The sequence below is a fragment of the Mesorhizobium loti CJ3sym genome (assembly GCF_000472785.1).
Lineage (GTDB): Bacteria > Pseudomonadota > Alphaproteobacteria > Rhizobiales > Rhizobiaceae > Mesorhizobium > Mesorhizobium loti_E.
The window spans coordinates 356,298-381,563 of record NZ_AXAL01000002.1 but is presented as its reverse complement, the minus strand read 5'-3'; the positions used below and the strand labels follow the sequence as shown (position 1 = coordinate 381,563).

The 25,266-nt window shown below is 61.0% G+C and carries 26 protein-coding genes, 2 tRNA genes and 1 pseudogene; 9 read left to right on the top strand and 20 right to left on the bottom strand.

Annotation, left to right across the window (positions count from 1 at the left end; all coding sequences use genetic code 11):
* Positions 1-76 precede the first annotated feature (76 nt).
* The 4 genes from A3A9_RS0106440 to A3A9_RS0106425 form a co-directional block, all read right to left on the bottom strand.
* The gene (locus tag A3A9_RS0106440; RefSeq protein ID WP_027058042.1) at positions 77-547 is read right to left on the bottom strand and encodes a nucleoside deaminase; all 471 of its coding nucleotides are present in this window, start codon (positions 545-547) and stop codon (positions 77-79) included.
* Positions 548-663: 116 nt separating this feature from the next.
* Entirely contained in the window at positions 664-1,260 is a 597-nt protein-coding gene (locus tag A3A9_RS0106435; RefSeq protein WP_027058041.1) for a LysE family translocator, read from the bottom strand.
* A gap of 110 nt (positions 1,261-1,370) precedes the next feature.
* On the bottom strand, positions 1,371-1,943 hold the full coding sequence (ilvN, locus tag A3A9_RS0106430; RefSeq protein ID WP_027044849.1) for an acetolactate synthase small subunit: 573 nt from the start codon (positions 1,941-1,943) through the stop codon (positions 1,371-1,373).
* Between the two features lie 82 nt (positions 1,944-2,025).
* Positions 2,026-3,807 (bottom strand): acetolactate synthase 3 large subunit, encoded by a 1,782-nt coding sequence (locus A3A9_RS0106425; RefSeq protein ID WP_027058040.1) that lies wholly within the window; start codon positions 3,805-3,807, stop codon positions 2,026-2,028.
* 497 nt (positions 3,808-4,304) lie between these two features.
* On the opposite strand from A3A9_RS0106425, the gene A3A9_RS0106420 reads away from it, so the two are divergent.
* The gene (locus tag A3A9_RS0106420) at positions 4,305-6,107 is read left to right on the top strand and encodes an NAD(P)/FAD-dependent oxidoreductase (RefSeq protein ID WP_027058039.1); all 1,803 of its coding nucleotides are present in this window, start codon (positions 4,305-4,307) and stop codon (positions 6,105-6,107) included.
* 276 nt (positions 6,108-6,383) lie between these two features.
* Here the strand turns inward: A3A9_RS0106420 and tmpB are convergent, their stop codons facing one another.
* Together tmpB and tmpA are read right to left on the bottom strand one after the other, a co-directional pair.
* On the bottom strand, positions 6,384-6,968 hold the full coding sequence (tmpB, locus tag A3A9_RS0106415; protein WP_027058038.1) for a (R)-1-hydroxy-2-trimethylaminoethylphosphonate oxygenase: 585 nt from the start codon (positions 6,966-6,968) through the stop codon (positions 6,384-6,386).
* Entirely contained in the window at positions 6,965-8,116 is a 1,152-nt protein-coding gene (gene tmpA / locus A3A9_RS0106410; RefSeq protein WP_027058037.1) for a 2-trimethylaminoethylphosphonate dioxygenase, read from the bottom strand. The genes tmpB and tmpA overlap by 4 nt, the downstream gene beginning before the upstream one ends.
* Before the next feature lie 119 nt (positions 8,117-8,235).
* Between tmpA and A3A9_RS0106405 the strand changes: the two genes are divergently transcribed.
* Positions 8,236-9,117 carry a LysR family transcriptional regulator gene (locus A3A9_RS0106405; protein WP_027058036.1) on the top strand — a complete coding sequence of 294 codons (882 nt, stop codon included), beginning with the start codon at positions 8,236-8,238 and terminating at the stop codon, positions 9,115-9,117.
* Positions 9,118-9,127: 10 nt separating this feature from the next.
* Here A3A9_RS0106405 and A3A9_RS0106400 read toward each other — a convergent pair whose 3' ends face one another.
* The 3 genes and pseudogenes from A3A9_RS0106400 to A3A9_RS0106390 form a co-directional block, all read right to left on the bottom strand.
* The gene (locus A3A9_RS0106400) at positions 9,128-9,658 is read right to left on the bottom strand and encodes a GNAT family N-acetyltransferase (protein WP_027058035.1); all 531 of its coding nucleotides are present in this window, start codon (positions 9,656-9,658) and stop codon (positions 9,128-9,130) included.
* A 52-nt stretch (positions 9,659-9,710) separates the two neighbouring features.
* Positions 9,711-10,018 (bottom strand): annotated as a pseudogene (locus tag A3A9_RS41090) (hypothetical protein).
* A 4-nt stretch (positions 10,019-10,022) separates the two neighbouring features.
* A complete protein-coding gene (locus tag A3A9_RS0106390; RefSeq protein ID WP_027058034.1) occupies positions 10,023-10,586 on the bottom strand; it encodes a helix-turn-helix domain-containing protein in 564 nt (187 codons plus the stop codon).
* Between the two features lie 154 nt (positions 10,587-10,740).
* On the opposite strand from A3A9_RS0106390, the gene A3A9_RS0106385 reads away from it, so the two are divergent.
* Entirely contained in the window at positions 10,741-12,576 is a 1,836-nt protein-coding gene (locus A3A9_RS0106385; protein WP_027058033.1) for an ATP-binding protein, read from the top strand.
* Positions 12,577-12,812: 236 nt separating this feature from the next.
* Positions 12,813-13,241: a hypothetical protein gene (locus A3A9_RS0106380; RefSeq protein ID WP_027058032.1), complete on the top strand. Its 429-nt coding sequence runs from the start codon at positions 12,813-12,815 to the stop codon at positions 13,239-13,241.
* A 191-nt stretch (positions 13,242-13,432) separates the two neighbouring features.
* Here A3A9_RS0106380 and A3A9_RS0106375 read toward each other — a convergent pair.
* The 4 genes from A3A9_RS0106375 to A3A9_RS0106360 form a co-directional block, all read right to left on the bottom strand.
* A tRNA-Thr gene (locus tag A3A9_RS0106375) sits at positions 13,433-13,508 on the bottom strand.
* A gap of 46 nt (positions 13,509-13,554) precedes the next feature.
* Complete coding sequence (locus A3A9_RS42380) at positions 13,555-13,938, bottom strand: hypothetical protein (protein WP_027058031.1); 384 nt, start codon at positions 13,936-13,938, stop codon at positions 13,555-13,557.
* 47 nt (positions 13,939-13,985) lie between these two features.
* A tRNA-Ser gene (locus tag A3A9_RS0106365) sits at positions 13,986-14,074 on the bottom strand.
* A gap of 45 nt (positions 14,075-14,119) precedes the next feature.
* Positions 14,120-15,082, bottom strand: a complete 963-nt coding sequence (locus A3A9_RS0106360; RefSeq protein ID WP_027058030.1) for an IS1595 family transposase — start codon at positions 15,080-15,082, stop codon at positions 14,120-14,122.
* Positions 15,083-15,183: 101 nt separating this feature from the next.
* On the opposite strand from A3A9_RS0106360, the gene A3A9_RS0106355 reads away from it, so the two are divergent.
* The 3 genes from A3A9_RS0106355 to A3A9_RS0106345 all read left to right on the top strand — a co-directional run bounded on the left by A3A9_RS0106355 (position 15,184) and on the right by A3A9_RS0106345 (position 16,799).
* The gene (locus tag A3A9_RS0106355) at positions 15,184-15,423 is read left to right on the top strand and encodes a DUF6471 domain-containing protein (protein ID WP_027058029.1); all 240 of its coding nucleotides are present in this window, start codon (positions 15,184-15,186) and stop codon (positions 15,421-15,423) included.
* 167 nt (positions 15,424-15,590) lie between these two features.
* Positions 15,591-16,094: a hypothetical protein gene (locus A3A9_RS0106350; RefSeq protein ID WP_152536072.1), complete on the top strand. Its 504-nt coding sequence runs from the start codon at positions 15,591-15,593 to the stop codon at positions 16,092-16,094.
* A 30-nt stretch (positions 16,095-16,124) separates the two neighbouring features.
* Positions 16,125-16,799 carry a hypothetical protein gene (locus tag A3A9_RS0106345; RefSeq protein ID WP_027058027.1) on the top strand — a complete coding sequence of 225 codons (675 nt, stop codon included), beginning with the start codon at positions 16,125-16,127 and terminating at the stop codon, positions 16,797-16,799.
* A gap of 66 nt (positions 16,800-16,865) precedes the next feature.
* On the opposite strand, the gene A3A9_RS43870 is transcribed toward A3A9_RS0106345, so the two are convergent.
* The 3 genes from A3A9_RS43870 to miaA form a co-directional block, all read right to left on the bottom strand.
* The gene (locus A3A9_RS43870; protein WP_152536071.1) at positions 16,866-17,768 is read right to left on the bottom strand and encodes a hypothetical protein; all 903 of its coding nucleotides are present in this window, start codon (positions 17,766-17,768) and stop codon (positions 16,866-16,868) included.
* A 109-nt stretch (positions 17,769-17,877) separates the two neighbouring features.
* On the bottom strand, positions 17,878-18,669 hold the full coding sequence (locus A3A9_RS0106335) for a GGDEF domain-containing protein (RefSeq protein ID WP_027058025.1): 792 nt from the start codon (positions 18,667-18,669) through the stop codon (positions 17,878-17,880).
* Between the two features lie 104 nt (positions 18,670-18,773).
* Complete coding sequence (gene miaA, locus A3A9_RS0106330) at positions 18,774-19,739, bottom strand: tRNA (adenosine(37)-N6)-dimethylallyltransferase MiaA (protein WP_027058024.1); 966 nt, start codon at positions 19,737-19,739, stop codon at positions 18,774-18,776.
* On the opposite strand from miaA, the gene serB reads away from it, so the two are divergent.
* Both serB and A3A9_RS0106320 read left to right on the top strand, forming a co-directional pair.
* Positions 19,729-20,616, top strand: a complete 888-nt coding sequence (gene serB, locus A3A9_RS0106325) for a phosphoserine phosphatase SerB (RefSeq protein WP_027058023.1) — start codon at positions 19,729-19,731, stop codon at positions 20,614-20,616. The two genes, miaA and serB, sit on opposite strands and share 11 nt — an antisense overlap.
* Complete coding sequence (locus A3A9_RS0106320; protein ID WP_027058022.1) at positions 20,613-21,185, top strand: GNAT family N-acetyltransferase; 573 nt, start codon at positions 20,613-20,615, stop codon at positions 21,183-21,185. Before serB ends, A3A9_RS0106320 begins: the two co-directional genes overlap by 4 nt.
* Before the next feature lie 34 nt (positions 21,186-21,219).
* On the opposite strand, the gene A3A9_RS0106315 is transcribed toward A3A9_RS0106320, so the two are convergent.
* From A3A9_RS0106315 to hflK, 4 genes are all read right to left on the bottom strand, one after another.
* On the bottom strand, positions 21,220-22,734 hold the full coding sequence (locus A3A9_RS0106315) for a DegQ family serine endoprotease (protein ID WP_027058021.1): 1,515 nt from the start codon (positions 22,732-22,734) through the stop codon (positions 21,220-21,222).
* 145 nt (positions 22,735-22,879) lie between these two features.
* Positions 22,880-23,068 (bottom strand): DUF2065 domain-containing protein, encoded by a 189-nt coding sequence (locus A3A9_RS0106310; RefSeq protein ID WP_027058020.1) that lies wholly within the window; start codon positions 23,066-23,068, stop codon positions 22,880-22,882.
* Positions 23,069-23,071: 3 nt separating this feature from the next.
* On the bottom strand, positions 23,072-24,043 hold the full coding sequence (gene hflC, locus A3A9_RS0106305; protein WP_027058019.1) for a protease modulator HflC: 972 nt from the start codon (positions 24,041-24,043) through the stop codon (positions 23,072-23,074).
* Entirely contained in the window at positions 24,043-25,161 is a 1,119-nt protein-coding gene (gene hflK, locus A3A9_RS0106300; RefSeq protein WP_027058018.1) for an FtsH protease activity modulator HflK, read from the bottom strand. The genes hflC and hflK overlap by 1 nt, the downstream gene beginning before the upstream one ends.
* Between the last annotated feature and the right edge of the window lie 105 nt (positions 25,162-25,266).

The window sequence follows — 25,266 nt, the reverse complement described above, 5'->3', positions numbered from 1 at the left end:
ATGTGCACTGCACAATGGATAGGCAGCCGGCTATGGCCGCTGGCGAACGCCCATCACAGGCCTCAAAAGCTGGGCTCTAAGCCTTGCCCAGATGCTTCGGCCAGAACTCCTGGTGGACTTCGGCGGCTTCGTCTTCAAGGGTCGGGCCAACCACGGTGACGATGCGCGCGCCGGTTTGCAGCACCGTCCGGCTCGGCACGTTCAAACCGATGCCGGCGATCTCGCCAAGCCGCGCTTCGGAGCACGCAAACACCATACGCCCGATGCCCGACCAGTAAATCGCCCCCGAGCACATCGCGCACGGTTCCGTGCTGGTGTAGAGGGTGCAGTCAGCGAGAAACGCCGTGTCGTAGTGTTGCGCGGCCAGTTTGACCAGGTTCATCTCGGCGTGGTTCGTCATATCGTGGCCGGTGAAGACGCTGTTTTCGGCGCGCAGGATGACTTCGTCGTCCTTCACCAGCACCGAGCCGAACGGTTCGTCGCCGCGTTCCACAGCGGATTTCGAGAGCGCAATCGCCTCGCGCAAAAACGGCTCGTGGCTTTCCATCAGAGTTTCCCCAAGAGGCTAGAGTCGGATGATCTTGTCTTGAAGCGGACGGATTTCCAAGGGCTACAAATCAGATTCAAGTCGGCGATCTGCGTCGCTGCAACTCATTCCTGGTCCTAGCGCAGCATCGGCCACAGCGTCGCCGCCAGCAGCACGCCCATGGCGATGTTGAACCATTTCAGCCGCACCGGATCCGACAGGAATCCACGCAGCGCCGTGCCAAATCCCGCCCACACCGAGACGCTCGGCAGGTTGACGACGGTGAAAGCGACGGCGATCAGCGCCACCGACAGGAAAGGGTGTTCGGGGTTGGCGTAGACGGCCATGGCGGTAATCGCCATCACCCAGGCCTTGGGATTGACCCATTGGAAAGCCGCCGCGTCGATGAAACGCATCGGCCGTGCTTCGGCGTCCCCTTTGCCACTCAGCGAGCGCGACATGGCGATTTTCCAGGCAAGGTAGAGCAGATACACGGCGCCAGCGATTTTTAGCGCGGTGTGCAGCGATGGCACCGCCGTCAGCAGGGCACCCAGGCCAAGTCCCACGGCCAACAACAGCACCAGGAATCCCATGCTGATGCCGAACATGTGGGGAATCGTCCTGACGATGCCGAAATTAACGCCGGAGGCCAGCAGCATAAGATTGTTCGGCCCGGGCGTGATCGAGGTCACGAAGGCATAGACGAGCAGTGCGAGGAATGCGTCGAGTGACATGATATCCTCCCAGATACGTCAGTATCGTTGTCTCTTTCTATGGACCGCACAAAGGCCAGCGCCGGCAGGTCGCCGAGCCAGACTTCATGGCTGATGAGTATCTGGCAGGCCTACATCGCTTGTGGGCCGCGGTTCAAAGCCGCCACGCCGGTGCGGCAGATTTCGACCAGGCCGAGCGGCTTCATGATGGCGATGAACTGGTCGATCTTGGTGCCCTTGCCGGTGATCTCGAAGATGAAATGCTCGGTGTTGGCATCGATGACACTGGCGCGGAACGCGTCGGCCAGCCGCAGCGCTTCGACGCGGGCTTCGCCGGTGCCGGCAACCTTGACCAGCGCCAATTCCCGCTCAAGCGGCCGCTCCTGGCCGGACTCGTGCGAACGCACGGTCAAGTCGACCACGCGGTGCACCGGCACGATGCGCTCGAGCTGGTGCTTGATCTGCTCCAGCACATGCGGTGTGCCGCGCGTGACGATGGTGATGCGCGACAGATGCTTTTCATGCTCGGTCTCGGAGACGGTCAGGCTCTCGATGTTGTAGCCGCGCCCGGAAAACAGGCCGATGACCCGGGCAAGCACGCCCGGCTCATTGTCGACCAGCACGGAAAGCGTGTGGTTCTCCGGCTTCTCGGTTTCCTTGGCGATGAAATAGGCCGAACCGGTCGGTTGTAGCTGTGCGTTCATGACATGAATCTCGATTTCAAACTCTTGATCTAACTCTTTGTTTGCGCACGGCTTCTCGCGAAAACCCTGCCTCGGCTCGGTGCTAGACCAGTTCCCTGCCCTTGGCGTCGATGGCGTTGGCCACGGCCTCGTCGGTGGCTTCGTCCGGCAGCAGCATCTCGTTGTGTGCCTTGCCCGACGGGATCATCGGGAAGCAGTTGGCGAGGTTCGCCACGCGGCAATCAAACAGCACCGGCTTCCTGACCGAGATCATCTCCTTGATCGCATCGTCCAGTTCGTCCGGCTTCTCGCAGCGAATGCCGTGACCGCCATAGGCCTCAGCCAGCTTGACGAAATCCGGCATCGCCTCGGTGTAGGAATGCGACAGCCGGTTGCCGTGCAGCAGCTGCTGCCACTGGCGCACCATGCCCATATACTGGTTGTTGAGGATGAAGATCTTGATCGGGGCATTGTGCTGCACCGCCGCGCTCATCTCCTGCATCGTCATCTGCACCGAGGCGTCGCCGGCGATGTCGATGACCAGCGCATCGGGATGCGCGATCTGCACGCCGAGTGCGGCCGGCAGACCGTAGCCCATCGTGCCCAGCCCGCCTGATGTCATCCAGCGGTTCGGCTTCTCGAAATGATAATGCTGCGCCGCCCACATCTGGTGCTGGCCCACCTCGGTGGTGATGTAGGTGTCCATGCCCTTGGTCAGTTCGTAGAGCCGCTGGATGGCGTATTGCGGCATGATGATGTCGTGGTTCATTTTATAGGCGAGTGAATCGCGACCGCGCCACTTGGCGATCTGCTCCCACCAGGGGTAGAGCGCCTTCTTGTCGGCCTTGGCGCTCGCCCGCCACAACCGCACCATATCCTCCAGAACGCGACCGACATCGCCAATGATCGGCACTTCGGTGTGCACGTTCTTGTTGATCGACGACGGATCGATGTCGATGTGGATCTTGCGCGAGTTTGGTGAGAACGCCGTGAGGCGCCCGGTGATGCGATCGTCGAAGCGCGCGCCGATGCAGATCATCACGTCGCAATCATGCATGGCCATGTTGGCTTCGTAGGTGCCGTGCATGCCCAGCATGCCCAGCCAGTTCTTGCCCGATGCCGGATAGGCGCCGAGACCCATCAGGGTCGAGGTGATCGGGAAACCGGTGAGGTCGACCAGTTCGCGCAGCAGATGGCTCGCTTCCGGACCGGAATTGATGACGCCGCCACCCGAATAGATGATCGGCTTCCTGGCGCCAACCATCAGTTCGACCGCCGCCTTGATCTTCTCCAGATCACCCTGGACCTTGGGCTGGTAGCTGGTACGCGGCGCAATCTGCGGCGGGACATAAAACCCCTTGGCGAACTGCACGTCCTTGGGGATGTCGACCACCACCGGGCCGGGACGACCGGTCGTCGCGACATGGAAGGCCTCGTGGATGGTCGCGGCGAGTTCGTTGACGTCCTTCACCAGCCAGTTGTGCTTGGTGCAGGGGCGCGTAATGCCGACCGTGTCGCATTCCTGGAACGCGTCCGAACCGATGAGCGAGGTCGGCACCTGGCCGGTGAGACACACCAGCGGGATCGAATCCATGAGCGCATCCTGCAGCGGCGTCACCGCATTGGTGGCGCCGGGGCCTGATGTCACCAGCATGACGCCGGCTTTGCCGGTCGAACGCGCATAGCCTTCGGCGGCGTGGCCCGCACCTTGCTCGTGGCGCACAAGAATGTGCTCGACATCGTCCTGCTGGAAAATCTCGTCGTAGATCGGGAGAACCGCGCCGCCGGGATAACCGAAGACATGCTTGACGCCATTGTCCTTCAGCGCCTGCACCACCATTTCGGCGCCCGTCATTTCGCGCCGCTCACTCTGTCCGTTGCTCATCGGTCTGGTCCCGTACTGTCGCCATTTGGGCGTTTGCTGGTCGTTTAGTCGTGTTTCAGGCAATAAAAAAGGCCCCCGAGGGAGCCTGTGTCTTGCGCATGGGGGGATCTCGCCCGGCGGTTACACCGCCTTGCCCACGCGCTTTCCTACGAGAATGAGTGCCTTTTTCATGGTCGCGGACACTACGGGCGGGCAAGGCAGCCTGTCAACGGCAAAAATCGCACCGGCGCTGAACGTGTTTCCTAATTCGACAAATGGCCGTCACGATTTCGCGACCGATGCCATATCGTGCCACCGTCACGCAAACCGCAACGTCCCTTCTACCGCCCTCCGCAAGGCGGTCCCAAACCGGCTCGGTGACAGCGTTTTCCGGATAAGTCCTTGAAGCCACGCGAAACTATGGTGGGGCGTGACGAGGACCGTGCTCTCTGCCGATACTTGATCGTCCGGCTCGGGAGGAGCCACCATGACGGCCAGGATTTCACGGAGGAAGACTTATGCTCGACAAGGCCCCAAGCAAGAAACTGTCCGACCTGCTCGACAAATTCGGTGGCGCGCTCGCCGCCAATGACATCGAGAAGGCCGTCGGTTGTTTCCAGGACGACTGCTACTGGCGCGACCTCGTCACCTTCACCTGGAACATCAAGACCATGGAAGGCAAGGATCAGGTGCGCGACATGCTGAAGAGCCAGTTGTCGAGGACAAAGCCGTCGCACTGGACGCTCGCCAAGGGCGAGGACGCGACCGAGAGCGGCGGCCTGATCGAAGGCTGGATCAGTTTCGAGACCGAACTGGCGCGGGGTTTTGGCCATGTCAGGCTGAAGGACGGCAAGATCTGGACGCTGCTGACCACCATGGCCGAATTGAAAGGCCATGAGGAGAAGGCCGGCTTCGCGCGGCCCATGGGCGCCAGGCATGGCTCTGGCAAGAACCGCCCGACATGGAAGGAAGAGCGCGAGAAGGAAGCCGCCGAACTCGGCTTCAAGACGCAACCCGATACGGTGATCATCGGCGGCGGCCAGGGCGGCATCGCGCTCGGCGCAAGGCTGCGGCAGCTCGGTGTGCCGACCATCATCATCGAGAAGAACGAGCGGGCCGGCGATAGCTGGCGCAAACGCTACAAGTCGCTCTGCCTGCACGATCCCGTCTGGTACGACCATCTGCCCTATATCGATTTCCCGAAGAACTGGCCGGTCTTCGCGCCCAAGGACAAGATCGGCGACTGGCTGGAAATGTACACCAAGGTGATGGAGCTGAACTACTGGTCGTCGACCGAGGCCAAAAGCGCCTCCTATGACGACAAGAAGAAGGAGTGGACTGTCGTTGTCCACCGCAACGGCGAGGACATCACCCTGAAACCCAAGCAATTGGTGCTGGCGACCGGACAGTCCGGCAAGGCCAATCTGCCGAAGTTCAAGGGCATGGAGAACTTCACGGGTGACCAGCACCACTCCTCCAAGCACCCCGGCCCTGACGCCTATGCCGGCAAGAAGGCCGTTGTCATCGGCTCCAACAATTCCGCCCACGACATCGCAGCCGCGCTTTGGGAAGCCGGCGCCGACGTCACCATGGTGCAGCGATCGAGCACCCATATCTCCAGATCCGACACGCTGATGGAAATCGGGCTGGGATCTCTCTACTCGGAACAGGCTGTGCAGAACGGTATCACTACGGCCAAGGCCGATCTCATCTTTGCGTCCCTGCCCTACAAGATCCTGCACGAGTTCCAGATCCCGGCCTATGCCGAGATGAAGAAGCGCGACGCGGCGTTCTACAAGGGACTGGAAAAAGCCGGTTTCATGCTGGACTGGGGCGACGACGAGTCCGGCCTGTTCATGAAGTACCTCAGGCGCGGTTCCGGCTATTATATCGACGTTGGCGCCTCCCAACTGGTCATCGATGGCTCGATCAAGCTGAAGAGCGGCGTCGACGTCGAGGAAATCAAGCAGCATTCGGTTGTGCTCAGTGACGGGTCGGAACTGCCTGCGGACCTCATTGTCTACGCCACCGGCTATGGCTCGATGAACGGCTGGGCCGCCGATCTGATCTCGCGCGAAACCGCCGACAAGGTCGGCAAATGCTGGGGCCTCGGCTCGAACACCACCAAGGATCCCGGCCCCTGGGAAGGCGAGTTGCGCAACATGTGGAAGCCGACACAACAGGAAGCATTGTGGTTCCATGGCGGCAATCTGCACCAGTCACGCCATTATTCGCAGTTCCTGGCGCTGCAATTGAAAGCGAGACAGGCAGGCTTGCCGACGCCGGTCTACGGACTTCAGCAAGTCCATCACAAGGGATAGCCAGCCCGCACAAGGAACCACCATGGTGCGGCGAATGCCGCACCAGAGCTACACCGTCGCCAATTGCTCAAGTGCGAGGCTCGACCGGTTCGGACTTGCCGGCCGCGTTGAGACGACCCGTCTCACCAAGAGGATCGTCTCGCCAGGTGGAGCGCGGCGGTCCCTCAGGAGCGCCTGCGGCACGTTCCCCACAGTGGTTTGGCCTGTCCAACCTCACGGCACCTTCACCGTCGAAGCAGAAACACATTGGCTGTCCCTCCCGGTGATAAACCGCTGTCAGATGCGATTGGCGAAGTCGCGCACGACCCGTTGCAGCAACGGCACGTAGTCGCGAAACGCCCGCGTCTTCATGTTGGCGATCTTGCCGGCCTCGTCCCATCTGCGGACCCGCACCGCTTCCTCATGGAACGGGTTCTTGCGGAACTCGGCCACTTCATCGGCACTCATCGGCCCGCCCTGCAGCGACAGCGTATGCACCGAGGCCTGCGAAAGCTTGCCGAAATAGGTCGGGTCGGTGGCGCAGAGGTAGCGTTTTGCCGAAACATGCAGCCGGACGCATTCGACGATGACCGGCGGAAAGAACGGCGCCAGCACCTCACCACCGGCTTCGTCGTGATGCTTGTCCTCGACATCGTCGGGCGAATAGGTGCCGAACTCGCTGGTGTAATGGCCGATGTCATGCAGCAGGGCCGCCGCCACCAGCACCTCCGGCGCGCCATCCTGCTCGGCGAACCAGGCGCCCTGCAGCATGTGCTCCGACATGGTGACGGGTTCGCCGAGATAGGATTCGGCCCCCCGACGCTCAAAGATGTCGGCGATGAACTCGACGATGTTGTCCGCGTTCAGATCCTGGCCGTTCATTCCGCGGCCTCCTTGAACTGGTGTTCGATCGCCGAAAGCGTCGACAGCAGGCCGTCCTTGTCGGCATAGCAACCCTGCAGCCAGCGCTTGCCGGTGCCGGAAAATTGCTTGCGCGCATGCATGACGCGGGTGTTGTCGACGATGAAGGCCTGCCCTGCTTCGAGCTTGAAGGTCACCTCGAAGGAGGGATCCTCGATCAGTTCGGCGAACCGGCGATAGGCCGCATAATATTTGCCCATCTCGGCGAACGGCACGTCCACCGTCGGCGCCAGCGAGCGGTTGTTGAAGCGGATTGAGATCAACTCGCCGTCGGGGCCAAGCTCGATCATCGGCCGCTTGGCCTGCAGCCGCACCCCCGAGGAGCCGGCATATTCGAAGCGAGCCGGGTACGAACTCAACAGCCGGAAACCTTCGGGGTTTTCGGCCTGCAGCGCGGCGGCGACGGCAAAACCGTCGACGACGCTGGATTCGCCGCCCTCGACCGTATTCTCGATGCAGGACAGGATCTGCAACGTCGGCACCGGGTCGCGATAGGGATTGTCCGTATGCGCCTGGAGGCCGAGATTGGTGTAGGCGAGATTGGTCGGATTGACCTCGGCGCGGACTTCGAACCAGCGGCCATAATTGGTCTCCCTGATATAGCCGAACAGGTCGGACACCTTGCATAGCGCCCCGGATTCGGTTGGCAGGTCGTCCATCACCGCAAAACCGTAGGTTTTCACCGCAGCGAGCCACTGCCGCAAGACCGTGCGGTCGCGGCTGGCAGCCATATAGCCAGCGCGCGGCACCGAATCCTGCATCGAGGCCTTGGTCCATCGAACGGTGTCCTTGCCGGTCCACCCAGCTTGGCGATCTGTGTCGCGGTCATAGGCGTTCGCGCTCAGCCATATCGAGGGAAAGCTGACCGTCTTTCCTTCCGGCACGAAGGTGAGTTCGAGGGCATCGCCCTCGATCGAGGCTGCATCGATCTTCGTATCGGCAGGAATGTCGAGAATGGTGATCAGCCGTTGGCCATTGCCGGCACTGCGCGTCTTGGCGTCGAGCGCATTGTCGCGCAGCCATATGGCGTGAAAGCGGGTGCGCGCCCCGTCCTTCCAGCCAAGTTCTATTGTCTTGCCTTCGTCGCCGATCAGCGCGTGGGTGAGCATGTAATCCGTTCCTGTCCGCTTGGTGCCCACGGCTCTGTCCGTGGGTTTCGATTGCATGTTGATCTCAAGCAAGGCATAATTCAAATTATCATTTTTTGGTCAATGGCAGTAAATTAATAATGGCTCAGAGAACCATCCCGACATTGCCTCCACTCGACTGGCTGCGCAGTTTCGAGGCTGCGGCGCGGCTGTCGAATTTCACGGCCGCGGCAGCTGAACTCGGTTTGACCCAGGCCGCCGTCAGCCAGCACATCCGACTGCTCGAGGAGCGGCTGAAGACGCGTCTGTTCACGCGGCTGGCGCGCGGGGTCGCACTGTCGCCGGAAGGCGCTGCCTATCTGCCCCATATCCAGTCGGCCTTCGCCACCATTGGCAGCAGCACGGCGCAACTGTTCGAGCCGCGCGCCGTCCGGACGGTGACCATCCGCGTACCGATCTCATTTGCCTTGCTGATGCTCGTTCCAGCACTGCCCGATCTTGCCAGGGCGCTGCCTCGCATCCAACTCGACCTGGTGACGATCCATCGCCCGGCCGACTACGATTTGCCGGGCTCGGCGCTCGACATCCGCTTCGGCAACGGATCCTTTCCCGGCCGCGAAGCAGACAGGCTGACCACCGAGCGGCTGGTGCCGGTGGCGGCTCCCATCCTGGCCGTCGATACCGACTGGGCATCGCTGCCCCTGCTTCTGGTCGCCGGCGCACGTGAGATGTGGGCGGAATGGTTTGTCGCCGCCGGATTGGCGGGCCATCCCGGAAGGTCGCACCGTTTCGACAGCTTCGTTGCGGCTATGGAGGCGGCTCGTGCGGGAGCTGGTGTGCTTCTGGGCTCGCGGCCACTGGTCGACACCGCACTCGAAGGCGGGACCCTGGTCAGGCTTTCCGACTTTGAGCTCTCCAGCAACTCAGGGCATTTTCTGACCAGAGCCTCGACCGCGCGCCTGACCAGCGCCGAGCAGGAGTTCCGCCAGTGGCTGCTGTCGCGCCTCTCCGGTGTGGCCTGACCGGCTCGATTTATCGGGACGTGGCACCGATGCGCTTCCAATAGATCAGCGTGCCGGTCAGCCCGCCATGCGGCTTCAGCGCATAGTCCGGTATTTCGCCGGCTAACGTAAAACCGAGTTTTTCGTAGAGGCCTGAAGCACCCTCTTCCGTCGCCGTATCCAGAACCAGCAAGGTGCGACCCTTCTCGACAGCGAGACGCTCGGCCGCCCGAATCAGGCGCGTTCCGACACCCCTGCCCCGGTATCCGACCGATGTCATCAGCTTGGCGATCTCGGCCCGGTGCGGCTGGTTGGGCGGGAAGTCGAGCAGCAGCGTGACGGTGCCGACAAGGGCCTTGCCGTCCCAAGCGCCGAGCACCACCCGTTCGCCTTTTGCGGCCGTGGCCAGAGACTTCTCCCAGAACGCGCTTGCCGCCTCCGGCGCCAGCGGATGCATGAAACTGACCGATCCGCCTGCGGCAACCGTCTCGACCAGCAGATCAGCCAGGGCTGCCAGTGTTTCCGCACTGGCGCTCAGGGCTTCGATTTCAATGGAATTCATTGCTAGTCCTCTGGGCCAGTCCTCTGGAAACGGGGGCGACAGCGTGCCGGCATCAGTCGAGACGGCTCGCGCGGCGTCGCCTGCGTGCGGCCTTGATGGCGCTGATGCGCTCGGTGTCTTCTTCCCTGAGATGGCGCCCACGCTCGAGGATCTCGAGCGTGTACTCCTCATAGGTCAGGCCCAGCCGCTCGGCCTTGTCCATGCGCATCAACATGATTTCGCGGCTCGGCGCCTTCCATGCCTTGGCGTGCGCGGCCTGCCAGGCGAGGAAGATGTAGGGATCGCCCCGCCCCATGGCGGTCCCTTGTATTCATCAAGAGGCGGCCCCCCATTGTGGGAGCGTTTGGGACGTCTCGCCATGATGTCAGCCCCTGACCAGCGCGACGAGATAGTCGGCTCCCGCCTCCGGGGCGTGGAAGGTACAGTCCGACGGCGCGCCCAGCGCCAGGCAGTCGCCAGGCTCCAGCCTGTGCACCACATCACCCTCGGTGAAGTCGAGCCGTCCGGAAATCAGCCAGATCTGCTGCTTGATGAAGGCGTAGGAGGCCGCCGGCAAGCTGACCCTGGCGCCCGCCGGCAGATGCACCTTGATCAGTTCGAGCGGCATGTCGGTGGCCGGTGACAAATGCCGCCTGACATAGCCCGTATCGGGATCGCGCCACACCGGCTGGTCGGCCTTGCGCAGCAATCCGCCCCCCTGCAGTTCCGCCCGCGCGATGAGGGTCGACAGCGTCATGCCGAAGGCCGCCGCGATGCGCACCAGAAGAGCTGCGGTCGGGCTGGTCATGCCGCGCTCTATCGTGCTCAGCATCGCCTTGGAAACGCCGGAGCGTTCGGCGAGATCGGCCAGCGACCAGTCCCGCATGCCTCTTTCAGTGTGGATCCGCTTGCCGATGGTTGAGGAAATATCGTTCGCTATATCATCCATTCGTCCATTATAGCGAAAGACGAGCCTTGGAGAAGAGCCATTTTGCGACAATTTTCGCCAGCAGCTTAATCCTCTCTACACCATCCGACCTCATCCGACCTTAACCCCATTCCTGTAGGGTCTGACTTCCAGGGAAATGGGGATTGGCCTGTCAATGTATGTCGAACGCGAAGCTTCCGTCGCAGAACCGACATCGCAGGAGCGCCGCGACGCGGAGCAGAACGACCGGCGCATCCTGGGCAATGTCGTGCAATGCGACGGCGCGCGCGCCACCATCGCCGCCTATGCCGACGACATCGACGGGTCTGTCACCGGCCTGTGGACGGTCGGCAAGATGATCTCGATCAATCTGGGCACGACGCGAACCGTGGGTCTCGTTTACGCGATCGGCAAATCGAACCGCGCCTGGAGCAACGAGGGCCAGAACCCCATCGAGGTCAGCATCGAGCTGGTCGGTGAAGTTCGCGACGGCGCCGAGCCCGGTGCCAGGCCGATCTTCGACCGCGGCATCACCACCTATCCGCATATCGGTGCGGTCGCGCACCGCATCCGCACCCGAGACCTGCAGGCGGTCTATGATCTCGCGGGCCGCCATTCTATCACCATCGGCTCTCTGGCGCAGGACGAGACGATAGCCGCCAACATCGCCATCGACGACACGCTGGCGCGCCATTTCGCCGTTGTCGGCACCACCGGCGTCGGCAAGTCCACCGCCGTGTCGCTGCTGCTGCGCAAAGCGATTCAGGCACGCCCTGATCTGCGCATCCTTATCCTTGATCCGCACAATGAATTTGCCTCATCGCTGCCCGAGTATTGCGTCAGGGTCGATTCCAAGACGCTCGACCTGCCGTTCTGGATGTTCAAGCTCGAGGAATTCGCCGAGGTGCTGTTTCGCGGCCGTGAAACGGTCCCCGAAGAGATCGACGCCCTGCGCGACCTCATCCCGCTCGCCAAGAACCTCTACCGCAACCCGAATTCAGGTGCCTATCTCCGGCGCGGCAATGATGCGCTGACCGCCGATACACCTGTGCCCTACCGCGTCGCGGATCTGCTCAAGCAGATCGACGAGCGCATGGGTATGCTCGAAAGCAAGAACGAGCGCCCGACGCTCAAATCGCTGAAGACACGCATCGAATTGGCCGCCGCCGATCCGCGTTACCGCTTCATGTTCAATTCCCGCCTGATCGAGGACACCATCCACGAGACGATCGGCAACATTTTTCGCGTGCCGCATCACGGCCGCCCGGTGACCTGCTTCGAGATGGCAGGCATGCCCTCCGAAGTGGTCAATTCCGTCTGCTCGGTGCTGGCGCGCCTGGCCTTCGATCTTGCTTTATGGAGCGAGGGCAAGCTGCAGCTCCTGTTGCTGTGCGAGGAAGCGCATCGCTATATGCCGGCCGATCCGCGTCTCGGCTTCGCGCCGACAAGGCACGCGCTGTCGCGCATCGCCAAGGAAGGTCGCAAATATGGCTGCTATCTCGGCGTCGTCACCCAGCGTCCTGGCGAGCTCGACCCGACCATCCTGTCGCAATGCTCGACCTTCTTTGCCATGCGACTAGCCAACGAGCAGGACCAGGCAATCATCCGGTCGGCCATCGCCGACTCGTCCGCCTCGAGCCTTGCCTTCCTGTCGTCCATGGGCCAACGCGAAGCCATTGCCTTCGGCGAAGGCGTGGCGACCACCATGCGGCTGAAGTTCGAACGACTGCCCAGCCACCTGCTTCCCGGCACGGCCAAGCGCGAAGAGACCGAGGGGCCAAAGGTCAACGACGATGTCGATCTGGTGGCGATCGTCGAACGGCTGCGCAATGTACCGAAACCATCGCAGCAGGGCGGCATGGCCTTCGCCGAAGTGGTCGATTCCGGCCGTCAGGCCGGCGATCCAGACTACCGCAAGCCGCCAGCCACCCGAGCGCCATCGGATGACGATTTCGACATGCGCTACGGTCTGAAGCCCGCCACCTTCGGCATGCGCCCCCAGAACGATTAAGCCTGGGCGCCACGCCCCCATCTGCCAACAGTTCCGAGAATTCCGCAAAAGCACGCTCTGTCCCTGCCTTCGCTGGCCGGCCTGGGTAAATCCCGTCAGGGAATTCGTCAGGCCGAGTCGGCTGGTGTTGTTTTCGACAACCGGAGCGGAGCGGACATTCAGTCCGTGCGGTCTTATGTAGCAAACGCACCAACTTCGCGCACGACCTAAAGGGTGGGTTCCCATAAAATCCGGGGATGCCCAGAGTAGCACCCATCGTCCGCTCGACCCGATACGAGCATGCAATCAACACCCTTGTCGCCAAGCGTTCCGAGATATCCGGCCTAATCCGGTTCAAGGGCGCGGACCTGGTTGACCAGCTACAGCACATAGACGCCGTATTGCTTATCCTTGGCTACAAGGGCGACCCGTCGCTAATCGTGCCGCTACGGCGCACACCCAGCCGATTCCGCAAGGGCGAGCTTTACAGGCTCATCCTGAAGCACGAGGCGGAAGGCAGCGCGTCAAACCGCGAAACGGCTACGCGCATTGTACTAGCGAGGGGTTGGGACGCCGCCTTGGTGAAGCCGCTCGTGAACAATATCAAGACGGCCAAGGGCTGGCGGCATAGGCGCGAAAAGCGCGAAAATTTGCTAAGCCGAAAAACCGCGCTTCAAATCGGATAGGGTTTGAAAATGCGCTAATTTTTTTAGGCTCGCTAAACTTGATAGTGGGCTGATGGAGTCTAAACGATACGAGTCAATTAAACGGACGCTAACTGACTGGACAAGATTGACGTGCATTAAGCGGGCCAATGGCCCATATTATTTATGGAAGCGATGGAAACGCCCCGGAGAGGCTTCGATCATTTCCGCTATGGCGCGCCCGACAGGATTCGAACCTGCAACCGTGTCTTTACGAGAGGACTGCTCTGTCCATTGAGCTACGGGCGCCCACAGTCAAACGCCGGGAAGTTAGCGCTTCCCGGCGTTTTCGTGTCTAGTTCACTGCTCGGATTCGGTCAAAAGGGTTTTGCTCGTCTTTCGGGGCAAACTGCTTCTCGTAGTACCGCTCACCCCAATAGACCAACGCCCCTTCGCTCTTGAGTCGGGACAAGATCGACCCGACTGTGTCCTTGGCTACGGTTGGAACCTTTTGCCGAACGATGTCATCAACCTCTGCGGTGGTGGCTCCGTCAAAGCCTGCCTCGCGCATGATATCAAGGACAACCGGCTTGACACTAGGGGAGCGTGTCCGGCTCTGCGGAGCCAGCGCGGGAGCGCCAGACATCTTACCCAGCATCTTGAGCAGTAGCGCCTCCTCGACCCGAAGTTTATCGATTTCGGTGCGAACGCGCACCAATTCGGCCTCTAACATTTTCATTTGCTCTCTCGCGCTTGCCATTTCCTTTTGTTCCTTTGGTTGCGACGTGGTGCCCACAGCCAGACTTGAACTGGCACGCCCCGGAGAGGACTTCGGTTTTCTAAGCCGCTGCGTCTACCAATTCCGCCATGCGGGCACGGGATTGATATGCGCTTATCAAGCCGTTTTGTCAAGACGCCTATCAAGAGCCGCGCTGCCAATACCCTGCCCAAATACGGCTCACAGGATGGTTGAGCGCGCCGCCAAGAATGGCGAAGGCGTTGCCGCCATTTGAGCGGCGACGGTGATCTTCAAGCCACGCGGCATGATTGGCGTACTGGTAGAGGTACTTGTGCGAAACGTGGTGGTGCTGGCCGACGACCATGCGGCGCAGGCGGCTGAAATAGCTTTCCACCATGTTCGTATGCTTGCCGTGGCCGTCGCTGTAGCTTTCCGAGTGGTTGATGCGGGTCGAAGCGTAATCGGCTTCCAGCGCGTCCCAATGGTTGGCTTCGTCCGCGAACAGCTTCGAGCCGGCCAGCATGCGAGCGCGGGCGATTTCGACGCCTTCGGCTTCACGATGACGAATGAACGTAAGGGTGCGTCCAGCGCGCTCGCGCAGGGCGATGACAACGCGGCGGCGGTCTGACTGGTGTTCCTTCGTGCGACGGTCCTTGCGGTCCTCTACGCGGTTCGTAGGGCGCACGGTGCCTCCAAAAAATGCGCCGTCAATTTCTACCTCGCCTTCAAGGATTTCGTCCTTGGTTTCAGCCGACAGGGCTTCGCGCAGCTTGTGCGACAGCACAAAGGCGGTCTTGTACTGCACGTCCAGATCGCGAGAGAACTGGACCGACGACATGCCCTTGGAGCCGTTGACGAACAGGCAGATCGCCGCCAGCAAGTCGGTGAACGACAGCTTGCGCGAAGCGAAGATGGAACCGGACGTAACGGAGAACTGCGCACCGCATGCGGCGCACTTGAACTTCCGACGGGTCGGGATCTCGTAATGATCCAGGCATCCGCATTTCGGGCAAACAGGCTCGCCTTGCGTCGAAGCCCAGCGAAGGCGCTTGAACGTGTCGTAAGCCTTTTCCTCGCCGCCCTTGTAAATCTCTTTCAGAGAGAGGGTGCGGCTTTCGGCGGAAAGGAGGAAGTGTTGGGCCATTGTCATCATATCCGGTGATATTGTTCACCGTATATGCGGACTTGTATCGCCAAATGCAAGGGCCTATATCATCAAATATGATGATATTTTGAGGCGAGTCGATGGCACGCAAGGACGACCCGGCTACAGTCGAGTACGAGACGCGAGCGAAGAACCTTTTGAAGGCTGAATTGAAGCGGAAGGGCGTGACCTATGCGCAGCTCGCCGAAAAACTTTCCGCCATTGGCGTTCATGAGACCGAGCGGAATCTGAACAATAAAATCAGTCGCGGAGGGTTTTCTGCCGCATTTCTACTCCAATGCTTAATCGCTGCAAATGTGGAACGGCTCGACGTAACATAAAAAGCCATTCTATTTCAAACGGTTAACTATCAAAACGGATAGTTAATTTTTTTTCTGTATGTCATTGACATGATAGTCCCATCGACTAGTTTCAGGCCTTAGCGCTTGGACAGGGAGCGACCGGGGGCGAGGCCAGTCAATGGATCAAACCGGTCGAGCGCATGGACATGGAAGACTACATCGCCAGAGTAGCCAGAGCCGCCGCTGAGCGGAAGGGTGAGCCTGTTTTCAACGGGTCGGTGGACCACGCCCGCGTCATTGTCGGCGCGATGTTCAAGCACGCTCGCAAGACGGTTGATATCTATAGCGGCACGCTGAATCCGCGTGTCTATTCCCCCGACGACGTGCTTGACGAAGCGCAGGCGTTCGTCGCTACGAATGATCATAAGGTCAGGATCTTGCTGGATTACGCTGAGCCCGGCCTGAAAGAGAACCACCCGTTTTTCCAACGGCTTAGCACCTACGACAATATTGACTTGAAAGTATTGCCGACTAATATTAGCCAGAAGATCAAATTTCATCTTTTGGTGGCCGATGATGACTGCTACCGATTCGAGGACGATAAATCTCAGGTAGCCGCCATTGCAGCGTGGGGGGACGCTAAAGGGGGCAAGCATCTAAAGTCGATGTTTGAATCCCTCTGGTCTGTGGGAAATTTCCTTACTGCATAGCGGCGTCACCAAAACTGGTGTGACGCGAAAATGGATGTCTCAGCCGCTGAGCAGGTGGCGAGTGCAGCAAAAATTGCCACGAGTCTTGAGCCTCTGGCAAGCACTGCACTCGCAATCAATCTAGCATATCTCGGGCTTGCTCGTTTCCGATACCGAGAGAAAATCCGCGCTGCTGCCGATGCTCAGCGCCGGGTTTTTGAGCCGGCCGAAAAGCCCGCGCCAGAGAATATAAAAAGCATGCGGTATTACAAACAACTGCGCGGGCTATGCAGTCTTTCAAACCACGACGTTGACGATATCGCACATGCTGATCGCGAGGCGCGCATAAGCAGTGGCGTCTGGTCACATATCTACCATCATCTCTACAGGAAGCATCTGGACAGGTACATTGCCTATGCAGGCGCAGGCCTAAGCGGCTTTACGGTCGCGTCGGCAGTGGCTCTTAATCTTGGCACTTGGTCATTGACGGTGAATTTATATGGCCCGAGCGCCGGAGTTTTATGGCTTTATACCCTCATCGCCGCATCGTTGGCCCCTATCATCCTCGTCTATGTTGGCCGCAAGATAGTGCACTATGCTGCCGAGCACGCCGTCGAGTGTCGCGAGGAAATCGAGAAGGCAATGCAAACGGGTAGCTTAAGCGCCACATTGCCTGAAGGGGTGGCTAACGTCGTCCCGATCTCGCCAACTGCAACTGGCGCGTGATGGCGGAAAATCGTTGTTTCTACTTCAATGTCTCAGCGCGATAGGGCCGCAGACACTGCACTTGGCCTAGTTGCGGGTCTTGGCATTGCCCTTTTGATTCTCGTTTGGGCTGTTCCCGGGTTTAGTGATCCAGCCGACAGCAAGAACGGACAGCAGCACAACGAGCAAACAACCGGCGGGGATGAAAAGCCAGTCCAGCCTCCCGGCTTCTGGAAAACCTACACTACGCCGTCTGATACGTACGCACAGTGGATCGCAGCTTTCTCCGCTCTGTTTAGCGTAGGCGTCAGCGTCTGGGCTGTCTGGCTGGTTAGAAGCACTCTTGAATTGAACCGAGATGCTACGAAAGCCGCCGTCGAAGCTAATCAACTTTCCAGAGAAGTTTTCATCGCTGATCAGCGCGCTTGGATTGAAATTGAGGCTGTCGAAATCATCTCCCCGCTTACTTGGGATCGAGAAAAGCAAGAAGGTAGACTGACTGTCAGATTCACTGTGAAGAACACTGGCCGAACTTTGGCCAAAGGCGCTTGGATCCGGTCCGAATTCATTTCTTTTGAAAAATCGCCGGGCTTGTCCACTCTTTCCGAGCATCTTCCCGATATGCCTACAATCATGGGGTTTAGCGTTTTCCCGGGCAAAATTGCAATTCAAGAACACGACCTGCCAATCAGCAAAGAGACGATAGAATCGATTGGCGAGTTGTTCGGTCTTGACCCGTGGCAGGGAGACGTGCCGGTTCCTGTTCGCTTGTTGGTTTCCGTGCACTATTGGCTGGTTATATCGAATGAGCGCCACCACACTGGCGGCCTGCTTGATCTTGTGCGAGCAGACATCCCCGGCAACGTGGGCTATGGACCGGGATTCGGAGATATGCCCGCTACCCAACTTCGTTTCCAGCGCGGCGTTGTCGGCGATTTCGTAGCCGATTGACGCCAGCGACAGCACTGCCCACACAAGCGCGCTAATCATGGCGCGTTTGCCGTGTTGGTGCGTTTGCTACATAAGACCGAGTCCGTGAGCACCGGAAGCGCAGAAAACGGCGGCAGACGGCCGGCCTCACGAATTCAATGATGGGATTTTAGGCGCAGACGCGGTTGCGGCCTTGCCTCTTCGCCTCATAGAGCTGGCGGTCGGCGCGACGATAGAACTCCTCCGCCGTTTCCTTGCGGTCCCAGACGGCAAGGCCGACGCTGGTGGTGATCTTGAGCCGGACATTGCCTGAAAGGACCGACATGTTGGCGATCGCCTTGCGGATGCGCTCGGCGAATTTGGCCAGCAGCTCCGCCTCCATGTTGGGTGTGACCACCGCAAACTCCTCGCCGCCCAGCCGCGCCACCACATCGTGGAAACGTGTCATGTCCTTGAGGCAGTTGGCGACAGCCTTGAGCACCTCGTCGCCGACATCATGGCCGTGCGTGTCATTGACCTGCTTGAAATGATCGAGATCGAGGATCATCAGTCCGACCGGCTTCTCGATGCGCCGGAACTCCTCGAGATATTCCTTCAGCGCATCGTCGAAATAGCGCCGGTTCTGCATCCCGGTCAGGCCGTCGGTCAGGGCAGCGTGCTCAAGCGTTTCGGAACGGGCGCTGAGCGAAACCGTCATGGCGCGCAGCTTGCCCTCGTCCGTCGCCTGTTTGCGGATCAGCGGGTAGATGAAGAAGATGCCGAAAAACAGCGCGGTCGCCAGCAGCACGCCGGTCGCGAACAACAGCTTGTTGAGATAGATGACCTTGTCCAGGCCGGACTGCGTAGTGAGTTCCGTGGCGAAGGATTGCAAGAGCCCATAGGCATGCAGTGTCACCAGGCCAGCAGCGAGGATCACGAAAATAAAGACGAAAAAAGCGGATTCCGCCTTATGGAAACGCATCTGCTCCCCGATCGAAAGTGCCCACCGATCTTATGGCACGGACCGCCTTACGGAGCGTTAATTACAACAACTTCGGCGCGAACCCTTCCCTCAAGGTCAACTTTTTAAGTTGCATTAGCAACAAGTGTTTGGATCGTGGTTTCGAGATCGTCACCGGGGCGTAATCTTTGCCATTCCGGCCCCAGTTGATGGCGAAACCAGGTCGCCTGCCGCTTGGCATATTGCCGGGTTGCGATCTTGGCGCGCTCGATCGCTTCAGGAAAACTGGTTAGTCCGGCCATCGCCGCCTGCAGGTCGCGAACACCGATCGCCTTCATCGCCGGCAGGTCCGGATCGAGGCGAAGGGCAGCAATTTGCCTGACTTCCTCCAGCGCGCCCTTGTCCAGCATCTGGTTGAAGCGCTTTTCGATCCGATCGACAAGCGCCGCCCGGTCCGGCTCGATGACCAGGAAATGCGCGGTCTGCCTGTCGATGAGCGGCCGGCCGCGCTCGGCCTGCCATTCCAGGATCGATCGGCCGGAGGCGTCGAGCACTTCGAGAGCCCGCACGACGCGCTGGCTGTCGGTCGGCTTCAGCTGCATGGCGGCTCTCGAATCCTCGCGCAGCAGCAGCGCATGCAGCTTGACGGCGCCTTGCTCCTTCAGCTCATAGCGCCAACGGTCGCGGATGCGCGGCGGAATGTCGGGCATTTCCGAAATGCCCTCGGCGAGCGCGCGAAAATAGAGGCCGGTGCCGCCGACGAAGACCGGCCGCCGCGACAGCATTCCGTCATCGATAAGTTTCATCACATCGCGCAGCCACGCACCCGTCGAATAGGCGGTACCGGGATGGACGTGGCCGTACAGAAAATGCGGCACACGTGTGAGGTCGGCTGCTTCCGGCCTGGCCGTCAGCACATCGAGCACCGAATAGCCTTGCATGGAATCGGTGTTGACGATGACCCCACCCGTGCGTTCGGCCAAATCGAGCGCCAGTGCCGACTTGCCGCTGGCGGTCGGCCCGGCTATCAGGATCGCGTTCTTCACGCGGCCTTCGCCCGCATCCGTGCCGGAATTCTCGATGCCGCTCATTGCCACGCTTGTTTCCCGTCCCGCCGACCGCGCTTTGTCGCCGTCGCTTGCGAATATGGCCTCACGGTCGGTGGGCGCAAGCACTGTCGTCTGGCTGGCCGAAGGCATTGCCTGCGATCTCGCCTTGCTGCAAGAGGCTGACCCCGCCGATATCACGGCTGCCCTGCGCACTGCACTTGCCGCGGAACCGGTCGACGTGATCGTCCAGCAGGCCGAAACGCGCCGCAAGAAGCTCCTCATCGCCGACATGGATTCGACCATGATCGACCAGGAATGCATCGACGAACTGGCCGACGAGATCGGCGTCAAGGATCGCGTTGCGGCCATCACCGCGCGGTCGATGAATGGCGAGATCGCCTTCGAACCGGCGCTGCGCGAGCGCGTTGCGTTGCTGAAGGGGCTCGATGCCGCCGTCGTCGACCGCATCGTCGCCAATCGGCTGACATTGGCCTCGGGCGGCCGCGCGCTGGTCCAGACCATGCGCGCCAATGGCGCCTGGACGGCACTTGTCTCGGGCGGCTTTGAAGTGTTCACGAAGCGCATCGCGGCCATGCTCGGCTTTCAGGAGAACCGCGCCAACCGCCTGCTCGAACAGGACGGACACTTCACCGGCCTGGTCGGCGAGCCGATCCTCGGCCGCGCCGCCAAGGCCGAGGCGCTGATCGAAATCTCGGCGCGCCTTGGATTGATGCCGGCGGACGCCATTGCCGTCGGCGATGGCGCCAACGATCTCGACATGATCCGCCTGTCCGGAACCGGTGTGGCGCTGCATGCCAAGCCGACAGTGGCGGCGCAGGCGAAGGTTCGCATCGACCACGGCGACCTGACCGCACTGCTCTATCTGCAGGGTTATCGCCAGGAAGAATTCGCTACATGAAACCCATTCGCACTGAACGCCTGATCCTGCGCAACTGGGAGGACCGCGACCGCGAATTGTTCCATCGCATCAACTCCGACGAGCGCGTCATGGAGTTCTTCCCGTTCCGCCGTGACCGTGCGCAGGCCGACGCCAAGATGGACGAACTCCGCGGCTGGATCGATAAGGATGGCTACGGCTTCGCCGCGGCTGAGATCATCGCATCAGGCCAATGCATCGGTTTCGTCGGCCTCCTCGCTACCGATCATGTGCCATCCCTGCCGGCCGACACAATCGAGATCGGCTGGCGGCTGGCACCGGAATTCTGGGGCAAGGGCTATGTCACCGAGGCCTCCGAGGCATGGCTCGCCTACGGTTTCGAAACATTGGCCGTCGACGAGATCGTTTCCTTCGCCGTAGCCGAAAACCACCGCTCGACCGCCGTCATGAAACGCCTCGGCATGACAGCTGATCCCGTAGCCGACTTCGATCATCCCAGCATTCCCGACAGCCATCCCGCGCTCAAGCGGCATGTGCTCTACCGGCTGTCTCGCGAGGACTGGCAGGCAGGAAAAAAGGCGGCTGGTTAGCCGCCTTTTTTTGAAAAATCGATGGATTGAAAACTCAATCCATCCGGATCGTCACGAAGCGCAACTCACCGGTCTTGGACGCCAGCATCAAGAGCGCATTCTTGCGCCCCTGCTCCTTCAGCGCGCCGATCCGGTCCATGACGTCCTTGGGCGTGGCGACTGACTCCTGCGCGATCTCGGTGATCACTTCGCCAGGCTGGATGCCGCGCTCGGCCGCGGCCGAGTCCTTGGCCACATCGGTGATGACGACGCCGGAAACATCGGCCGCGATGCCGAACTTCTTGCGCGTATCGTCATTGATCTCGCCGACGGTCATGCCGAGCACCGAGGCGGTCGAAACGGCCGGAGCCTTGTCGCCCTTGTCCTGGTCGGTGTTGCCATTCTCGCCACTGGCGAGCTTCTCGCCATCCTCGAGCCGGCCAAGCGTCACCTTCACCGTCTGCTCGACGCCCTTGCGCACGATCAGCACGTCGACCGCCTTGCCGACCGGGCTTTCGGCGACGACGCGCGGCAGGTCGCGCATTTCATGGATGTCCTTGCCGTCGAACTTGATGATGACGTCGCCAGCCTGGATGGTACCGTTGTCGACAGGTCCGCCCTTGATCACGCCGGCCACCAGCGCACCCTTGGCTGTCGCCATGCCGAGGCTTTCGGCGATGTCGTCCGTCACCGGCTGGATACGCACGCCGAGCCAGCCGCGCCGTGTCTCGCCATACTGACGCAGCTGATCGACGACGCCCGAGGCAAGCTGCGAGGGAATCGAGAAACCGATGCCGATCGAACCGCCGGACGGCGAAATGATCGCGGTGTTCATCCCGATGACCTCGCCGGCGCTGTTGAACAGCGGGCCGCCCGAATTACCGCGATTGATCGCGGCATCGGTCTGGATGAAGTCGTCATAGGGGCCGGAATTGATGTCGCGGTTGCGGGCCGAGACGATGCCGACCGTGACGGTGCCGCCGAGGCCGAACGGATTGCCGACCGCCATCACCCAATCGCCGACGCGCATCTTGGTGGAATCGCCGAACTTCACCGCGGTCAGCTTGTGGCCCTTGGGATCGACCTTGAGCACCGCGACATCGGTCTTGGTGTCGGTGCCGACCAGCGTCGCCTTCAAGGTGATGCCATCGGAGAAATTGACCTCGATGTCGTCGGCATCGGCGATCACGTGGTTGTTGGTGACGACGATGCCTTGCTCGGCGTCGATGACGAAGCCGGAGCCCAGCGACTGGACCTTCTGCGAGCCGGCGTCCTTGTCGCCGCCTTTGTTCTTGAAGAAATCATCGAAGAAATCCTGGAACGGCGAACCTTCGGGCAGCTGCGGCATCGGCACCGCGCCCGGACCTTCCGTGCCCTTCACTGTCTGCGAGGTCGAGATGTTGACCACCGCGCCGAGAACACGGTCCGCCAGATCGGCCACCGAAGCAGGTCCGTCTGCGGCGAAGGCCGGCGGCGTAAAGGACGGGACGGCGGTTGCGCCGACAATAAGTGCTGCTGTTCCGGCGATCAGCGTCCGCCGTGCCGCACGCAAAAGGGATGTGGATGTCATCGAGAAGCCTCCCGGAATTCTAAAAAGAGAAAAGCGCTTCGACGAAAACGCCGTGTCGCGCCATGATGGCAAGAAATACGGCACGTTTGCGGCTGTGGCTATCGGCAGAGTGCAAATCGCGCGTTATTCCGCGGCCACCCTGCCCTCATCCGCCCCGCACCAGCCAGACGATGCCGACACCAATGGCGATCGCCACCAGCCCGGCGATCCGCAAGGCATTTTCCGGCAGCGACAGCACTTCAGTGGCAAGTTTCCTGGCGAGGCCGGGAAAGCCGCCATAGACCAGCCCTTCAATCACGAGGACGAGGCCCATGGCGGCGAGAAAGTCCTGCACCGGCTATTGCTGGCCGGTGCTGGGTTGTGTCGCCGGCGTTGCAGGTGCCGTCGTCGGTGCTGCTGGAGCCGCCGGTGTCGGTTTCGCCGACCCTTCCTTGCCGTCGGGGTCACGGAAGAAGCGGAAGAACTCCGAACTCGGCGACAGAACCATCGTCGTTCCGGTGTTGTCCAGCGCCGTGCCATAGGCGTTCATCGACCGGTAGAAGTCGAAGAAGGCGGGATCGCGCTGATAGGCTCCGGCGAAGGTGGCACTGCGCTGGGCTTCGCCCTCACCGCGCAGGATCTCGGACTCCTTTTGCGCTTCGGCAACAATCTCGACCACTTCACGATCGGCGCGCGCCGTGATGCGCTGTGCCGCTTCGTTGCCGCGCGCCCGCAGCCGCGCCGCTTCCGCCAGGCGTTCCGCCTTCATGCGGTCGTAGGTCTGCTGTGAAACCTCGGCCGTGAGGTCGGTACGGCGGATGCGGACATCCTCGATCTGCAGGCCAAGCGAGGTGGCGTCGGGCCGGAGCTGATCGCGCACTTCGCGCATCATCACCGCACGCTCTTCCGAAAGCGCCGCCTCAAAGTCGCGCAGACCGTAGACGCGGCGCAAGGCAGCGTCGAGACGGGTCCGCAGGCGCGCTTCAGCCAGTTCGATCTGACCGGACACGGCGGCACGGAAAACGCGCGGATCCGAGATGCGATAGGCGATGAAGGCGTCGACCTCATAGAACTTGCCGCCCGACACCTGGACGCGGATGTTGTCGAGGTCGAAGCGCAGCACCCGGTTCTCGATCAGTTGCACCGTATCGGCGTCGAAGAACGAGAACGGCGCCTTGAAATAGATGCCGGGCTCGCTCTTGACGTCGACGATCTCGCCGAAGCGGAGCACCAGCGCCTGCTGGCGGGCATTGACCACGAAGACCGAGGAATAGAGCAGAAACAGGATGACCGCCGCTACGACGACGAAGATGGGGAGACGGTTGGTCATCACTGGGTACCTCCCGTGTTCGCGGCAGGCGCGGCTGGAGCCGGCGGTTTCGGCTGCAATGCCGGCAGCGGCAGATAAGGCACGACGCCTTGTCCGTTGCCCTGCTCGACGATGACCTTGCTCGAATCCTTCAGAACCTTCTCCATGGTTTCCAGATAGAGGCGCTTGCGCGTGACATCGGGTGCTTTGACGTATTCGTCATAGACCGAGATGAAGCGCTGGGCCTCACCTTCGGCTTCCTGCACCACGCGGTTCTTGTAGGCTGCCGCGTCTTCACGGACCTGTGCCGCCTCGCCGCGCGCCTGGCCGAGTTTCTGGTTGGAATACTGATTGGCCTGCTCGACGAACTTGTCCTCGTCCTGCTCGGCGCGCTGCACTTCGTCGAACGCATCGGCCACTTCGCGTGGCGGTGCTGCATCCTCGATGGAGACGGCGTTGACGTTGAGACCAGCCTTGTAGCCGTCCAGAGTCGACTGGATGATTTCGCGCACCGACGCCGCTATGCCCTGGCGGTCATCGCGAAAGATGTCCTGTGCCGGCCGGCGGCCGACCGCTTCGCGCATGGCGCTTTCGGCGACCTGCCGCAGCATGCCGTCAGGATCGGAGACGTCGAACAGGTAGGCGCGGGGATCGGACACCTGATAAGCGACCGAAAACTGCACGTTGACGATGTTCTGGTCACCCGACAGCATCAGCCCGTTGCCGCTGGTGTTGCCGCCGCCAATATCGACGAGCTGCTCGGAAATCTTGGCCGTCTCGACGGTCTCAAGCGGCCACCAATGGAAATGCAGGCCGGGTTGGGAAAGTTCAGGCTTCGGCTTGCCGAAGCGCAGTTCGACCGCGACCTCATCAGGCTGCACGGTATAGACCGCCTGGAAGGCCCACAGAACGACCAGCACCGCGGCGATCAGGCCGAACACGGCCGGACTGGCACCACCGCCACCGGGCAGCGCGCGTCGTAACCGGTCCTGGCCGCGGCGGATGATGTCCTCAAGGTCGGGAGGCGACCCTTGCGGGCCGCTTGGCCCCTTCGGCCCCTGTCCCCAGGGCCCTTGATTGTTACCGCCGCCGCCGCCCCATGGGCCGCCGCCACCGCCGCTCTTGTCGTTCCAGGGCATGAATGTCCTTTCGCTTGGAATTCCCTCAAGCGCCGGAGTTACGGCGCAAAATCCAGTGTTGTTCTTCTATAGGGATGTGGCAGCACGCTTTCAACGCGATGCCAC